A 15,230-nucleotide genomic window follows, 5' to 3' on the forward strand; every position below is an offset into this window, starting at 1 on the left:
TGTCTTATTTTAATTTATAAATGTATGTTATAGTGCCTCTTTGCAATACCGGAGCGTTTGAGCTCCTGTTGAATTTCGCCTTGTACGCCGCTTTTACCGCGGCATCCCAAAGCTCCTTGCTCGTTATCGTGCATCCGTCTCCGGGCACTGCATTCTTTACGTTTCCGTATTGGTCGACCCAGATGTCGATTATTATTTTCCCGTCAATTTGTACGCCGTATTCCGGCATGGACAGCGAAGCCTGTATCACTTCACGGCCTTCGAGCCTTGCGTTGGGCCCCTCCTCGTTTTCGCCTTCGGTAGTATTTCCGAGGGGGTGTCCTTCGCTCAGGGCTTCCGATACGAAGGCGGCGGTCTGGGCGGCAAGCGTGTCTTTGGCTTCCATGTTTGCCGCTGAAGGGAAGAGGGCCCTCTTGTCTATTTCCTTTTTCTTCTCTTCTTCCCGCGGCTCGGGAGTTTCCACATCTCCGAAATCGTCATTTACGGCTTCTTCCGCCACATTCGGCTTTTCTCCCTCATAAGGGGCCTGTGAAGCCTTTGCAAGCCTTATGTCTTCTTCGGGGTCCGCGGCAGGGGATTCAGGTGCCGGTCCCGCCGATATTTCTATGGTCTCTTCCGGTTCGTTTTCAACCTCCTCTTCCTCGAAAGAGATTTCGATTCCGGTCTCCTCCGGAGCGGGACCGATGTATTTTATCCCGGCAAGGAATAAAAGCAGAAACAGGAAGGCGTGGAAAGATACGGCCGCGACAAGGCCTGCCGCAACCGATTTCTTCCTGTTTTCTTCCCTCTTCTGTCTATAGTCTCCCATCTTGCCATCCGGTATTAGCATTATTCGGGCGATGTGGCCAGTATCACTTTGTAATGGTTGCGCTTGGCGATGTTCATGACTTTCACGACTTCGCTTATCGGTACTGTCTCGTCCGCGTAAATCGAGAATGTCGGATCCTCCTCATTGCCGAGGATGACGTTGAGCCTTTCTTCGATTTCATCGAATCTGACCGGTGTCATGTCTCCGTTTATATGGTAGGAAAACGTCCCTTCTTCCGGGTAATGCTTGATTGATACGCTGGCCGTCGCCTTTGCTGCCACCTGGCCCGTGCTCTTCGGGAGCAGCAGTTTCAGTGCGTTGGGATTGATCAGAGTCGATGTCACGAGGAAAAATATCAATAACAGGAACACTATGTCCGTCATTGATGACATCGAAAATGATGCTTCTACGCTCGTTCTTCTCTTTATGGCCATGGCAAATTATTTTTCAGCCGGTTCGTTGAGTATGTCCATGAAATCGATGGTCGTGCTTTCCATCCGGAAAACGAGGTCCGAAATGCTGGACGTCAGATAATTGTATCCGAAATAAGCCAGGATGCCGACGATGAGTCCGCCTACCGTGGTCACCATGGCCGTGTAAATACCTCCCGAAAGCAGGGTTATGTCGATATTGTTACCTGCCTGGGACATGTTGAAAAACGCCTGTATCATACCCATTACCGTGCCGAGGAAACCTATCATCGGCGCCCCTCCCGCAACGGTGGCCAGCAGCGGAATGCCCTTTTCAAGCCTTGCGACCTCCACGTTTCCGGTGTTTTCCACCGTAGTCTGAATGTCCTGGAGCGGCCTGCCGATTCTTTCTATGCCCTTCTGTACCAGTCTTGCAATCGGCGAATCGTATTGCTCGCACAGCGATACGGCGGCCTTGATTTTCCCGTCATGGATAAGGTCGTGTATGTCGTTCATGAAATTCTTGTCGATTTTTCCCGCCTTCCTTATCATCCACCATTTCTTTCCGAAAATATAGATGGCTATGATTGAAAGCGCGAGGAGCACAAGCATCAGCCAGCCTCCCTTTACGGCCATGTCGATTAATGAAAAACTCATTTCCTCCTCTACCGGCAAGACCTCGGCCACGGCTTCCGAAGTGGCGGCATCGATATTAGCAGACAATAAAGACAAAATCATATCGTTTTAAAATTTGTTAAAAATAAGACAGCAAAGATATGAAGTGTTTTCAAATTATGAAAAATTAAATTTCATTTTTGTCGGGATAATCGACTCTTGTGAGGAAAAGGGCTTTCCCGGGGACGGACTGCCCCGCCTTTCCCCTGTCTTTCGAGGCGATGACCCCTGTTATCCATTCCGGCCCGTGTTTCCCCCTGCCTATTTCGAGGAGCGTGCCGACAATGGCCCTTACCATGTTCCTCAGAAAACGGTTGGCCGAGATTTCGAAAACCAGATAATCGCCGTTGGCTTCCGGGGCGAGTCCGCACGCCGACAGATGGGAAGGGACATAGTTTTTCCAGCCTGCGGAAAATACATTGCATACGGACGTGGCATTGTCGGCCCCCGTCTTTTCGAAGGCGCTGAAATCCATTTCGCCCTTGAGCAGGACCGCCGCTTCGTTCATGGCCGCTACGTCCAGACCGTAGGGATAAAAATATGAAAATTCATCCACGAAAGGGTCTTTTTTTCTGTGGATGAAATAATTGTAAGTCCTCTTCGTGGCATCGAACCTTGCGTGGAAACCGTCGTGGCACCTCTCTATCGAGTGAAATGCAATGCCCTTTCCTACAATGGCATTTAATTTGTATAAGAGGTACGTTGCGTCAATCGGTATGTCAGTATCGAAATGTGCCGGATAGGCGAGTGCGTTCACGCCTGTATCCGTCCTTCCGGCTCCCGTTACTTTCACGGGGCCGCCGAGCAGAAGCGCGAGGGCCCTTTCGACTTCCCCCTGTACCGTGGGCGCATTGTCCTGTGACTGCCATCCGCAGTATGGGGCTCCCGAATATGAGAGAGTTATTTTATAGCGCATATATTTTTGTATTAAAAGAAACATGACAAAATTATAAAAAATTGGATTATGGACAGTGTAAACATCAAAGAGTTGAACGATAGGATACAGAGCGAGAGCGCTTTTGTCGACATACTTACGATGGAAATGGGCAAGGTGATTGTCGGACAGAAGCATCTGGTAGAGAATCTGTTGATAGGTTTGCTCGCCAACGGGCACATCCTCCTCGAAGGTGTCCCGGGGCTTGCGAAGACATTGGCGATAAATACTCTCGCGAATGCTGTGGACGCGAAGTTCAACAGGATACAGTTTACCCCGGACCTTCTTCCGGCCGACCTTATAGGTACGATGATTTACAGCCAGAAAAGCGAACAGTTCCAAATCAAGAAAGGTCCTATTTTCGCAAATTTCATCCTGGCCGATGAGATTAACCGTTCTCCGGCGAAAGTGCAGTCGGCCCTTCTCGAAGCGATGCAGGAGCGCCAGGTGACAATAGGCGAGCAGACATTCAAGTTGCCGGAACCGTTCCTTGTGATGGCTACCCAGAACCCGATAGAGCAGGAGGGAACCTATCCTCTTCCGGAGGCGCAGGTGGACCGTTTCATGCTCAAGGTGGTGGTCAGTTATCCTAAGAAGGAGGAGGAACGTCTGATTGTGAGGATGAACAACAGCGGGGCTTTCCCGAAACCCAACGCGGTCCTGAAGCCGGAAGATATTGTGCGTGCCCGCGAAATCGTAAGGGATGTCTATATGGATGAAAAAATCGAGCGCTACATAGTCGACATAGTGTATGCGACAAGGACTCCTGACGATTACGGACTCAAGAAGCTTTCCGGGCTCATTTCCTACGGAGCCTCGCCGCGTGCTTCCATCTCGCTGTCGATGGCCGCCAAGGCCTATGCCTTCATCCGCAGGAGGGGTTACGTGATTCCGGAAGACGTCAGGGCCGTATGTTACGAAGTCCTCAGGCACAGGATAGGGCTGACTTACGAGGCCGAAGCGGAGAATGTCACTTCCGAACAGATTATTTCGGACATAATCAATACCGTGGAAGTTCCTTAATGGTTGTTTGCAATGGCTGCTAATGATCTTCTGAAGAAAGTAAGGAAAATAGAGATAAAGACGAGGAAGCTTTCCCACCAGATTTTTGCGGGCGAGTATCACTCCGCCTTTAAGGGCCGGGGCATGGCCTTCAGCGAAGTCCGCGAGTATCAGTACGGGGACGATGTGCGCAATATGGACTGGAACGTGACCGCGCGCATGAACAATCCCTATGTGAAGGTATTCGAGGAAGAAAGGGAGCTGACCGTAATGCTGCTCATAGACGTGAGCGCTTCCCGGCTTTTCGGAACGGTGGGGGAGAGCAAACGGGACATGATGGCGGAGATAGCCGCCGTAATATCCTTCTCGGCCTCGATAAACAATGACAAGGTCGGGGCCCTGTTCTTCAGCGACAGGGTGGAAAAATTCATCCCTCCGAAAAAGGGAAGGACCCACCTTCTGAGGATAATAAGCGAAATCCTCGAATTCGAGCCCCAGGGCCGGGGTACCGACATCGGCGGTGCGCTGCGTTTCCTTACGAATGCCATCAAGCGCAAATGCACGGCTTTCCTGCTTTCGGATCTGATGGATCTGGACAAGGACGGCAATCCGCGCTATGAAGACGTGCTCAAGGTGGCCGTCAACCGCCATGACCTGGCGGCCATCAATGTCTACGACAGGATGGAGAGGGAAATGCCTTCCGTAGGCCTGATGCATGTAATCGACTCGGAAAGCGGAGAAGGAATGTGGGTGGATACTTCGAGCCGCAGGGTGAGGGATTTCTACAGGGAATGGACCCGAAAGGCATACGAATCCACACGTAGCCTATTGAACAAATACAAGATAGACAATGTCAGCATAGCCACGGACCATGACTATGTCAAGGGACTGATGGCTCTTTTCAAAAACAGGTGATATGTTCAGGTTTTTAAGATTGTTGCTTCTGGTGCTGTTTGTACAGATTCCCGCTTCCTCCTTATTCGCGGAGGCGGACGGGGAGCCTGTTTTCAGGAATTTGCAGGGACGTGATTCCGTACTTATCGGAGACCAGATACGGTACGGCCTCAGGTTTTCGGTAGAGGACGGGAGCATACTCCGTATTCCGGACTTTCCAGCCGTGGACGGGGTTGAGATTATCTCCGGCTTCGAATTGGATACGTTGAAATCGCGTAAGGGAATGCTGGATATGGAAGGCTCCGTGGTACTGACTTCGTTCGACAGCGGTTCTTTCGTCCTGCCTCCTGTAAAAGTGGAGGTGGAACGGCCGGACGGTACCGTCGACACCCTCGCTTTCAGGGGCGACACCCTCCATGTGACCACCTTCCCGATAGATACGGCATCATTTGTAAAACACGACATAAAGGGACAGATAAGGTATCCCATTACCTTCATGGAGATACTGCCGTGGTTGGGCGGAGCCATTGCCCTGTGCCTTGTCGTGCTGGGACTTGTCTGGCTCTTGAAGCGCAGGAAGAAAGCCGGCAGTGCGTACCGGGAGCCGGCACATATCACGGCTTTGAGAAAACTCGATTCGTATCGCGGCTCCAAATACTGGGAACCGTCGAAACAGAAGCAGTTCTATACGGGGGTTACCGATGCCGTTCGCGAATACATAGCCGCACGTTACGGGATATCGGCCATGGAAATGACTACTTCCGAGATTTTCCCGGAACTTGAAAAGGAAGTCGGCGACAAGACGGTGTGCGGCGACCTGAAAACCCTTTTCGAAAGGGCCGATTTCGTCAAATTCGCCAAATACGTGGCGAGCGAGCAGGAGAATGCGTCGGCAGTACCTGTCGCGGTAAAATTTGTCAATGATACTTATCAGCATGATATAGAGGAGGGAATGTGATGTTTTTCGAATATCCGGAGTTGCTGTGGTTGGAATTGTTGCTGGTGCCTTTGCTCCTCCATTATTTATATATGGAGTACAAGGGGAGGATTCCGCATGTCAGGGTTTCATCCGTGCTTCCGTGGAAGGGCCGGGGAGGATATGCCGCCAAGATTGCCCGTCATGTCCCCTTTGCCATGCGAATGTGCGCAATAGCCCTGATAATAGTGGCGATTGCAAGGCCGAGGTCTTCGGACAATTTTGAGAATGTCGACACCGAAGGGATAGACATAGTGCTGGCGATGGATGTCTCCACTTCCATGGCCGCACGCGATTTCGTTCCGGACAGGATAGGCGCGGCGAAGGACATAGCCATACAGTTCATATCGCAACGTCCGTCCGACAGGATGGGCATAGTGGTTTTTGCTGGTGAAAGTTATACCCAGTCCCCGCTGACTACCGACAGGCAGACCCTGATCAACCTGATGAAAGAGGTGGAGATAGGCCTGATTGATGACGGTACCGCCATAGGAAACGGTCTGGCGACCGCCGTGGCGAGGATGAAGGACTCGGATGCCAAAAGCCGTGTGATAATACTTCTTACGGACGGTGTGAATAACAGCGGAGAGATTTCACCCCAGATGGCTGCCGAGATAGCCGAAACCTATGGCGTGAGGGTATATACCATAGGTGTCGGGGCGGAAGGTGTCGCACCTTATCCGGTCATGACCCCGTGGGGAGTGGAACTCCAGCAGGTAAAGGTCGAAATAGACGAGCAGTTGCTGAAGGAGATAGCGGAAAAGACAGGAGGAAAATATTTCCGTGCCACGGACAATACGAAACTTATGGAAATATACGGGGAAATCAACCAGATGGAGAAAACACGGACGACCGTGGACAGTTTCCCCGTTTACAAGGAACTGTATATGGATTATGCTTTTTGGGCTTTGGTGGCGTTGTTGGTGGAAATGCTCTTCAGGCTTTTAATTGTTAGGAGGTTGCCGTAATATGATAAATTTTGCCAATCCGCAATATATTTTTCTGTTTCTGCTCATTCCCGTTTTCTTCATAGTATACGGTATAATGCGCAGGCTGCGCAAACGCAAGATAGCGAGAATCGGCAATCCGGAACTTGTGGGGTCTCTGATGCCTTCGCGCTCGAAAGCGAAGGGGTGGGTCAGGATTTCCCTGTTTTCGACCGCATTTTTCTTCTTTGTCATAGGCCTGATGCGCCCTCAGATAGGGGCGAGGCTGAAGGAGCAGGAAAAACGCGGGGCCGAAATCGTCATAGCCCTGGACGTTTCCAACTCGATGCTTGCAGAGGATTATTCCCCCAACAGGCTTGAACGGGCCAAACTTTCGATATCGGCCCTTGTGGACAGGCTCCGGGACGACAGGATAGGGCTTGTGATTTTCGCCGGTTCGTCCTTCGTACAGCTTCCAATAACCGCCGATTACGTATCGGCGAAGATTTTCCTGAATTCCATTTCGACCGAATCGATTCCGGTACAGGGAACCGCAATCGGGGACGCCCTGATGACTTCCATAAGGAGTTTCAGTTCCCAGAGCGAAGGCAGCAGGGCCATCATACTGATAACCGATGGAGAAAACCATGAAGACGATCCCGTGGCAGTCGCGAAAGAGGCTGCCGATATGGGCATCAGGGTCTTCTGCATAGGGGTGGGCTCGCCCGAGGGAGAGCCGATACCTTACGACGGCTCGCTTTTGAAAGACAAGGACGGGAACATAGTGGTGACGAAACTCGACGAATCCGTCCTGAAGGAAGTGGCTTCCGTGGGAAACGGGCTTTATGTGCGGGCCGGAAACAGCGAATTCGGACTGAACCCGATAATAGATGAAATCCGCAGCATGGATGCGGAAAGATTCAAGTCCGTCGTATTTGAAGATTTTGACGAACAGTATATGTATTTTTTTGCAATAGCCTTGGCGCTCCTTGTCATCGAGATGCTCATAGGCGAGAGGAGGACGGGCAGAAAACTTTTTGCTACGGCGCTGGTCCTTGCCCTGTCGGTTACAGTCGCTTCCGCCCAGCCGGACAGGAGCGAAGTACGCAAGGGCAACAGGGATTTCAAGCGTGAGTCTTACGGCAAGGCCGACATCGATTACAGGAAGGCACTGCTCAAGGATTCCATGTCCGTGGCGGCCAATTACAACCTGGCCAACACCCTCTACAGGCAGGGCAATTTCGATGCGGCCGCTTCATTTTACGGAAAGCTGGCCGATTCGACGGATCTCGGGAAGTATTTTTCCGACTATCATTACAATGTAGGCAACCTGGCTTTGGAGAAAAAGGATTATGCGAAGGCTGTAGAGTCTTATAAGAACGCCTTGAGGCGCAATCCTGCCGACCTGGATGCCAAGGAAAATCTCGCATACGCCCAGAAAATGCTGAAAGACCAGCAGAACCAACAGAACCAGCAGCAGAACCAGGACAATCAGGACAATAAGGACAATGACCGGAAGGACAATCAGCAAAATCAGGACAACCAACAGCAGAATCCTCCTGACGACAACAAACAGGACGACAGGCAGAGTCAGGACAACCGGCAGCAGTCCCAGTCCTCTATTACTCCTCAGGCTGCCCAGCAGATGCTTCAGGCAATCCAGGCAAAAGAGAAGAAGACCCAGGACAAGGTAAACAAGGAAAAGGCGAAAGCGCTTAAGTCCAAGGAAAAAGAGAAGAATTGGTAAAAATTAGAGGTGCGAATATGATAAATAGGTTGAAATTAACCATGCTGCTGGCCTTTATGGCCATCTGCTTCCCGCTGTTTTCACAGAACCTTTCGGTGCAGGCCCCGAGAGTGGTCGCCGTAGGGGAAAGGTTCAGTGTCGTATTTTCGGCCGAAGGCTCCAAAGTAGAGGATTTCAAGTGGGAGCCGGGAGGGGATTTCAATCTTGTATGGGGCCCGGTTGCCGGATACAGTACCAGCTATGTAAACAACAACGGAAAGAGTTCGAGAACCGAAACCCATACGTTTTCATACGTGATTGAGGCCAAAAAGGAGGGAAGGTGTTCGATTCCTTCTGCTTCGGCTGTCATAAGCGGAAAAGAGTGTTCGTCTTCGGAAGTGTCCATAGAGGTCATAGCGGCCTCCGCACCATCTTCCGGCGGGAGCACATCCGGGGAAACTTCATCGGGGCAAACCTCCCGCACTTCATCGGACGATGTGTTCATTTCGTTGTCTCTCAACAAGAAAAAGGTTGTCGTCGGAGAGCCTATAATCGCTACCCTGAAACTCTATACAAATGCGGACCTCAGCGGTGTGGAAAGCCCGCAGTTCCCTGTGTTCAACGGTTTCTGGAGTCAGGAAATAGATGCTCCGGTGAACCTCGATTTCCAGAGGGAAAACGTTGGCGGCCGCCTGTACCAGAGCGCCCTGTTGAGGCGTTATATGATAATCCCGCAGCAGAGCGGAAGCCTCGTGATAGAACCGGCGGAGATGGTAGCCGTAGTGATTGAAAGGAATTCCCCGAGGGGCGGGGCGAGCATTTTCGACAGCTTTTTCGACAATTATCAGTCCATACGCAAACGTCTCAGGACTGAAAGCATAACGGTGGACGTATCCCCGCTGCCTTCGGGCGCGCCCGAGTCTTTCAAGGGCGGAGTCGGAAAATTTTCCATGGAGGTGTCGGTAAACAAGGATACTCTGAAAACCCATGAAGCGGCCACGCTTAATGTTTCCATTACCGGAACGGGCAATATCGTACTTACGGAGCCTCCGCAGGTTTCTTTCCCTGCCGATTTCGAATCATACGACGTCAAGACCCTGTCGTACGGAAATTCGGGCAAAAATCCTTTGACGTCGGGTGTGAGGTCATACGAATATCCTTTCATCCCGCGCAGTACGGGCACATTCGACCTGGAACCTGTCGAATATACGTATTATGATATCCAGTCGCGCAAATACGTCACTTTGCGCAGCAAGCCTATCCGTCTGACCGTCCTGCAGGGCGAGGAGGACAAGGGCGGGGTTTTCGCTCCGGGAGTCAACAGGCAGTCGGTGAAAAATCTTAACGAGGACATACGTTTCATTGCGACAGGGGAGCCGGGTTTCCGCCGTTCGGGGCATTTCTTCATAGCTTCACCGGCGTTTTACATATTGACCGGGGCGGTTATCGCCGTTTTCGCCATAGTTTTGGCGGCCGGGAGGAAACTCATAAAGAGAAATTCGGATCTGGTGTCGGTAAGGAACAGGAAGGCGACGAAAATGGCCCTGAAGCGCCTGCATGCGGCCGGAGAATATCTGAAAGGCGGCATGTATTCGGCCTTCTATGAAGAGTTGCACAAGGCTTTGCTGGGCTATGTGTCCGACAAGCTGTCCATGGCCGCTGTGGATATGACAAAGGAAAACATTGCCGGAGGGCTTGCCGGGCGTGGCGTGGATGAAAGCACGAGGGATGCTTTCCTCGGCCTGATAGATGCGTGCGAATTTGCAAGGTATTCTCCCGATGCCGGGAACGATGCCATGCAGAACCACTATAATGAAGCTGTAAACGTGATTTCGAAGATAGACGGTATGATAAAGGCAAGGAAAAACGGCAGAAGCGGCGGTGTCAGGACGGCTGTCCTCGTGTTTGCCCTGGCGGTTGCCGGTGCGGGCACCGTGCATGCGGAGTCCGCTGCGGACAATCCGATGGATGCCTGGGCGGCAGCCAATGCCGATTATGAGGATGGAGACTGGGCCGGCGCGATAGAAAAATACGGTTCCGTGCTTTCGGCAGGTTACGAGTCGGACAGGCTGTATTACAATATGGGCAATGCGTATTACAAATCGGGCAATCTGCCGTATGCCATACTGAATTACGAAAGGGCCCTGAAACTGAATCCTTCTTTCGAGGATGCCCGCAACAATCTGGAGATGGCCAACGGCTTTACTGTTGACCGTATAGAAAAAGTCCCGGATTTCATTCTCAAAACATGGGTTGACAATCTCGGCCTGTCGATGAGTTCCGACGGCTGGGCCGTCCTTTTCATCGTTCTGTTTGCCGCTTCGGCTGTGGTTTTCCTGATATTTTTCTTCGTCAGGGCCGTAAGGGCAGGCAAGGCGGCGCTTTTCGTCACCGGAACGGTCCTGTTCGTTTTCTCGTTGATATCCCTGTCGTTTTCATTCGCGAGGAAGGCTGATTATATGTCCGAAGACTATGGCATAGTGGTCTCTGCCGTATCGTCGGTGAGGAGCTCTCCGTCGGATGAAAATACGAAAAGCCTTTTCGTCCTTCACGAGGGGACGAAAGTGGAAATACTGGAAGTCCTCGGCGACTGGTCCAAGGTGGAAATCGCCGATGGCCGCCAGGGCTGGATGGAAGGGAAGGATATAGAGACAATCTAAAGCATCGTGGCGAGTTTCCGCATGCCGTCGGTGGCTTTCATCGCTATTGAGGTTATCCTTCCGTCGTTAAGCAGTGCCGGTTTCGGGTCTATGATGTAAATCGGGGTGTCGAAGCCGGCGTATCTGTATAGTCCCGCGGCCGGATATACCTGGAGGGACGTGCCTACTATTACCAGGATGTCCGCGGCGGCCACGATGTCTATGGCTTTCTCGATATTCGGCACCGGTTCCCCGAACCAGACAATGTGGGGGCGTAACTGGGCCCCGTTTGGTGCCTTGTCTCCCAAATGTATCGGTTCATAGCCGATGTCGAATACGGATTCCTCCGAAAAGCCGTCCCTGTCGTTGTAACAATTTTCCGGACGGACTTTCGTCAGTTCCCCGTGCAGGTGGAGCACATGGGTGCTGCCCGCCCTTTCGTGCAGGTTGTCTACGTTCTGCGTTATGACGTCGACCTTATATTTTGCTTCGAGTCCCGCTATTGTCCTGTGGGCCTCGTTGGGCTTGCTTCCGGCAAGCTGCCTGCGGCGTTCATTGTAAAATTCGAGCATCAGCCCGGGATTGCGGTGCCATCCTTCGATGCTTGCGACCTCTTCGACGGGATAATTTTCCCAAAGGCCTCCACTGTCCCTGAATGTTTTGATGCCGCTTTCCGCGCTGACTCCGGCGCCGGTAAGAATTGCTATGCGTTTCATTTTACTGTATTGCGAAATAATATTTTTTCATCCAATATTTGAAAAGCGGGTCTATGATGCGCGGGACGTCGTCCCCGTCGAAAACCACGATTTCCTTTTTTTCAAGAGCGTCCTTGAGCCTGCGGACATTGGCCGAAGAATTCAGTCCGTATTTTTCTATCGTATCGGAAGAACTCAGTTTTACCGTTCCGTCGAGTATGGCCCTCAGCATGTTTATCTGGAAGCCGGTCATCCCGTCGGCGGCCTCGCGGAAACGCAGACTGTGGGCGGAAACGAGCATTTCGAGGGCTTCCACGAGTATCCCTTCATTGATGAACCCTCTTGAAAGCGAATCGCAGATTGACAGGAACTGGTTTATATACCAGCAGTTGCTTTCGAACAGCCTTGCGATTCCGAGGCAGAGGTCCCTTTCAATGATTTTCCCGCCCTTTGAAAATCCCCTGATTATGTATTCGGTGATTTCTTTTTCATCTATCGGCTCCAGCGGTACGTATTCGGCGAAACGGTAGAAATGTTTCCTGTTTTCGAAAATATCCTTCATCGCGTTGATTTTCGACCCCGAAAGCACGTATGTCGCCCTTTCCCGTCCGCTCCATGCTATTTCGAGGGTTTCAAGCATGTCTTCCCAGTCGTCGAACAGCATGAAGTTCTGGAACTGCTCGATGATTACGATGACCGGCACGGAAAAATGAAGGGCCAGTTTCTCGGGGAGCGAAAGGGCGGCGGTCTCGAAATCCGTATCGGAAAGATATTCTCTGGCAAGGTCTTCGGCTTCGCCGTCGTCGGCAGCGGCGGATTTCAACAGGGTAGAGGCGTATTCGCGCAGGAACGTGTCCCTGCTACGGATGCAGGCCAGGCTTATATGCCCGGCGATGAACGGGTAGGAACTGATTTTCAGGTCGTAAAGTGCATGCCTTATGAGCGAGCCCTTCCCGGTTTTCGGGGCATCGTAAAGCAGGACGTTCTGGTTGCTTCTCAGCATGCTTTCGATTGTTATCGATTCTCTTCTACGTCCGATGAAATCCTTTCCCGTGGCGTATTTGTCGTATTGGAACGGTTTGTCCATTGTCCTTCTTGGTTTTTTACAAAAATAGAGAATATTTTGCAGATTAAATAAAAAATACTAATTTTGCACCCTCAATACCGGAAGGCCGTGGAGCCCGAATAAGTGCCGGAAGTTTCCGGACGCTTGCGGCCTGAACTTTTAAAGTTTTAGATATTAATGTACGCAATCGTAGAAATGGGCGGCCGCCAGTTCAAAGTACAGGTCGGTCAGAAAGTTTACCTGAACCGTCTTGCTGCGGCCAAAGACGAAACAGTGGAGTTCGACAAGGTACTCCTTATCGACAATGAAGGGGATGTAAAGGTCGGGACTCCTTACATTGACGGGGCTATGGTGAAAGCCACAGTGCTCGACGATACCTGCAAAGCTGACAAGGTTATCGTATTCAAGAAGAAACGCCGCAAAGGCTACCAGAAAAAGAACGGCCACAGACAGTATCTGTCGCTGATCAAGATTGAAAGCATTGCTTAATTTAACGAAGAGGAGATTTACATTATGGCACATAAAAAAGGTGTTGGTAGTTCAAAGAACGGACGTGAATCGCATAGCAAAAGACTTGGCATAAAGAAATTCGGAAGCCAGGTGGTTAAAGCCGGCAATATACTCGTGCGCCAGAGAGGTACGGTACACAATCCGGGCCTTAACGTAGGCATGGGTAAGGATCATACGCTCTATGCGCTGATCGACGGTGTCGTTGTTTTCAAGAAGACCACCGGCAAGAAATCCTACGTTTCCGTAATGCCTTTGGAAAACTAAGATTCCGGCACGGGAAAGTTTCCTGAGCGCCGAATATCGGATAAGGCCGTTCCCATAGTGGAACGGTTTTTTTGTAATTTTGCCTTCGGCAGAAATACTGTAGCGCCTCGGCAAAGCAAATAAATTTGCTCTGTTCTCGGCTTCTGCGTATATTTTTCATATATTTGCCTTGCAGAAATTTTTGGCTTATGGCAAACAATAAAGACATGGGATTCCTTACAATCAAGCACAGCAGCAAAATGGCCGACATCCTTGACAAGGATGTATTCATCCTGCCGCTTCTTTATCATTTCGGCATTGACCTCGGTTTCGGGGAGGCCTCTGTGGAGGACGTGTGCTTGAAATACGGTATCAAACCGGAGCTTTTCATTACGATGTGCCGGGTCTATGCGCTCAAGGGCTATGTCCCTGACTGCTCCGCCTTTGACAAGGACGACCTCGGTACTGTTTCCAGATACATACACCAGTCGCACGTATATTATCTTAACGAAGCGTTGCCAGAACTTGACAGGCAGTTTGCCGAAGTCCTCGGTTGCTATGAAGAGGTACACAGGAAAGTTCTGAGCAAGTTCTATTCGGACTACAGGACGGAGGTGGACAAGCATTTCGAGTATGAGGAAAAGACCGTGCTGCCGTATATAGGGAAGCTGTTGGCCGGCGATACGGACGGGGCCTATTCGATAGCGGATTTCGAAGACAACCACAGCGACATAGAGGAAAATCTGTACGATTTGAGGAATATCATAGTCAAGTATCTTCCGGGAGACGCCCCTTACCGTATGAGGTACGGGCTGCTTACGGATATCATAAGGTTCGGGAACGAGCTGGACAAACATACTTTTATCGAAAACAGGATTCTCGTTCCGATAGCATTGAAAATAGAGAAAAATGGATAACAGGCAGATAACAGTCGTATTGGCGGAACCTTCTGCTATAATATCGGCGGGATTCGCTTCGGTTCTGGCCAATTACAATACGTTCAGGATTGTAGAGAGAGTATCCGATTTGCGTTTTCTTCCGGATGTGGTCGCGCGGTATTCTCCCGAGATAATAGTCGTAAATCCGGTTCTCTTCGACTACAAATCAAAATTTTCCGTAAGGAGCATTGTCTCGGGTACGGACGGTCCGGCTCTTGCCGCTCTGACGTCCACCCTGTATGATGAGATGGTTTTCAGTCAGTTCGATGCGGTAATCTCGATTTATGACAGTCCTGCCGCAATAATCAAATCGCTGAGAAAGGCCGTGGATGCTTCCAAAGGAGGGACTTCACGCCTGAAAAACGAGGATTATGATTTGTCGGAGAGGGAGAAAGAAATACTCGTTGCGGTGGCGAAAGGCAAGACAAACAAGGAAATAGCGGACGAATTCAACATATCCGTATATACTGTCATATCCCACCGTAAGAACATCAGCCAGAAGACAGGAATCAAGAGCATAGCCGGCCTTACCGTATATGCAATGCTGAACAACATGATAGACAGCGATGAACTGTAAATTGCCGTCGGCAGGTTTTTTAAGGCTTTTTACTGCCTGGTCTGCCGCAACAGCAGCCTGCCTTTCCGTTTTCTTCCCCGCAGTGTGAGCAGCAGGAGCAGCCTTTGCCTCTCCGCTTGAAAAAACGGAAAATCCTTGCCGCAATCACCGCGGCAGTGGCTATGCCTATCACCATCACTATCGCTTCCTGCGTTCCCATCCTCTTCCGGTT

General features: G+C 50.9%; 17 protein-coding genes. 10 read left to right on the plus strand and 7 right to left on the minus strand.

Annotated elements, in window-relative coordinates; translation table 11 throughout:
* Positions 1–4: 4 nt before the first annotated feature.
* The 4 genes from B5F83_RS03220 to truA all read right to left on the minus strand — a co-directional run bounded on the left by B5F83_RS03220 (position 5) and on the right by truA (position 2,809).
* Positions 5–808, minus strand: coding sequence for a hypothetical protein (locus tag B5F83_RS03220; protein WP_087325236.1), 804 nt, complete (start codon positions 806–808; stop codon positions 5–7).
* Positions 809–828: 20 nt separating this feature from the next.
* Positions 829–1,242 (minus strand): biopolymer transporter ExbD, encoded by a 414-nt coding sequence (locus B5F83_RS03225; protein ID WP_087276646.1) that lies wholly within the window; start codon positions 1,240–1,242, stop codon positions 829–831.
* A gap of 6 nt (positions 1,243–1,248) precedes the next feature.
* Entirely contained in the window at positions 1,249–1,956 is a 708-nt protein-coding gene (locus B5F83_RS03230) for a MotA/TolQ/ExbB proton channel family protein (RefSeq protein WP_087276643.1), read from the minus strand.
* 64 nt (positions 1,957–2,020) lie between these two features.
* Positions 2,021–2,809 (minus strand): tRNA pseudouridine(38-40) synthase TruA, encoded by a 789-nt coding sequence (gene truA, locus B5F83_RS03235; protein WP_087276640.1) that lies wholly within the window; start codon positions 2,807–2,809, stop codon positions 2,021–2,023.
* 45 nt (positions 2,810–2,854) lie between these two features.
* Here truA and B5F83_RS03240 point away from each other — a divergent pair, with 45 nt between their 5' ends.
* From B5F83_RS03240 to B5F83_RS03265, 6 genes are read left to right on the plus strand one after another with little or no spacing between them, the layout of a single operon-like run.
* Positions 2,855–3,850 carry an AAA family ATPase gene (locus B5F83_RS03240; RefSeq protein WP_087276637.1) on the plus strand — a complete coding sequence of 332 codons (996 nt, stop codon included), beginning with the start codon at positions 2,855–2,857 and terminating at the stop codon, positions 3,848–3,850.
* A gap of 12 nt (positions 3,851–3,862) precedes the next feature.
* Positions 3,863–4,744, plus strand: a complete 882-nt coding sequence (locus tag B5F83_RS03245; RefSeq protein ID WP_087276634.1) for a DUF58 domain-containing protein — start codon at positions 3,863–3,865, stop codon at positions 4,742–4,744.
* A 1-nt stretch (position 4,745) separates the two neighbouring features.
* Positions 4,746–5,681 (plus strand): hypothetical protein, encoded by a 936-nt coding sequence (locus tag B5F83_RS03250; RefSeq protein WP_087276631.1) that lies wholly within the window; start codon positions 4,746–4,748, stop codon positions 5,679–5,681.
* Positions 5,681–6,667, plus strand: coding sequence for a VWA domain-containing protein (locus B5F83_RS03255; protein WP_087276628.1), 987 nt, complete (start codon positions 5,681–5,683; stop codon positions 6,665–6,667). The genes B5F83_RS03250 and B5F83_RS03255 overlap by 1 nt, the downstream gene beginning before the upstream one ends.
* 1 nt (position 6,668) lies before the next feature.
* Positions 6,669–8,372, plus strand: coding sequence for a VWA domain-containing protein (locus B5F83_RS03260; RefSeq protein WP_087276626.1), 1,704 nt, complete (start codon positions 6,669–6,671; stop codon positions 8,370–8,372).
* Positions 8,373–8,389: 17 nt separating this feature from the next.
* Positions 8,390–11,011: a BatD family protein gene (locus B5F83_RS03265; protein ID WP_087276623.1), complete on the plus strand. Its 2,622-nt coding sequence runs from the start codon at positions 8,390–8,392 to the stop codon at positions 11,009–11,011.
* Here the strand turns inward: B5F83_RS03265 and B5F83_RS03270 are convergent.
* Together B5F83_RS03270 and B5F83_RS03275 are read right to left on the minus strand one after the other, a co-directional pair.
* Positions 11,008–11,706 (minus strand): Sir2 family NAD-dependent protein deacetylase, encoded by a 699-nt coding sequence (locus tag B5F83_RS03270; protein WP_087276621.1) that lies wholly within the window; start codon positions 11,704–11,706, stop codon positions 11,008–11,010. The genes B5F83_RS03265 and B5F83_RS03270 overlap by 4 nt on opposite strands.
* Before the next feature lies 1 nt (position 11,707).
* A complete protein-coding gene (locus B5F83_RS03275; RefSeq protein WP_087276618.1) occupies positions 11,708–12,772 on the minus strand; it encodes an ATP-binding protein in 1,065 nt (354 codons plus the stop codon).
* A 156-nt stretch (positions 12,773–12,928) separates the two neighbouring features.
* Between B5F83_RS03275 and rplU the strand changes: the two genes are divergently transcribed.
* The 4 genes from rplU (at position 12,929) to B5F83_RS03295 (ending at position 15,019) form a co-directional block, all read left to right on the plus strand.
* Positions 12,929–13,240, plus strand: a complete 312-nt coding sequence (rplU, locus tag B5F83_RS03280) for a 50S ribosomal protein L21 (RefSeq protein ID WP_087276615.1) — start codon at positions 12,929–12,931, stop codon at positions 13,238–13,240.
* Positions 13,241–13,264: 24 nt separating this feature from the next.
* On the plus strand, positions 13,265–13,525 hold the full coding sequence (gene rpmA, locus B5F83_RS03285; RefSeq protein WP_087276612.1) for a 50S ribosomal protein L27: 261 nt from the start codon (positions 13,265–13,267) through the stop codon (positions 13,523–13,525).
* Positions 13,526–13,713: 188 nt separating this feature from the next.
* Positions 13,714–14,421: a hemerythrin domain-containing protein gene (locus tag B5F83_RS03290; RefSeq protein ID WP_087276609.1), complete on the plus strand. Its 708-nt coding sequence runs from the start codon at positions 13,714–13,716 to the stop codon at positions 14,419–14,421.
* A complete protein-coding gene (locus B5F83_RS03295; RefSeq protein ID WP_087276607.1) occupies positions 14,414–15,019 on the plus strand; it encodes a response regulator transcription factor in 606 nt (201 codons plus the stop codon). Before B5F83_RS03290 ends, B5F83_RS03295 begins: the two co-directional genes overlap by 8 nt.
* A 19-nt stretch (positions 15,020–15,038) precedes the next feature.
* Here B5F83_RS03295 and B5F83_RS03300 read toward each other — a convergent pair whose 3' ends face one another.
* Positions 15,039–15,218, minus strand: coding sequence for a hypothetical protein (locus B5F83_RS03300; RefSeq protein WP_087276603.1), 180 nt, complete (start codon positions 15,216–15,218; stop codon positions 15,039–15,041).
* Between the last annotated feature and the right edge of the window lie 12 nt (positions 15,219–15,230).

Source organism: Muribaculum sp. An289, from assembly GCF_002159555.1.
Taxonomy (GTDB): Bacteria; Bacteroidota; Bacteroidia; order Bacteroidales; family UBA932; genus Merdivivens; species Merdivivens faecigallinarum.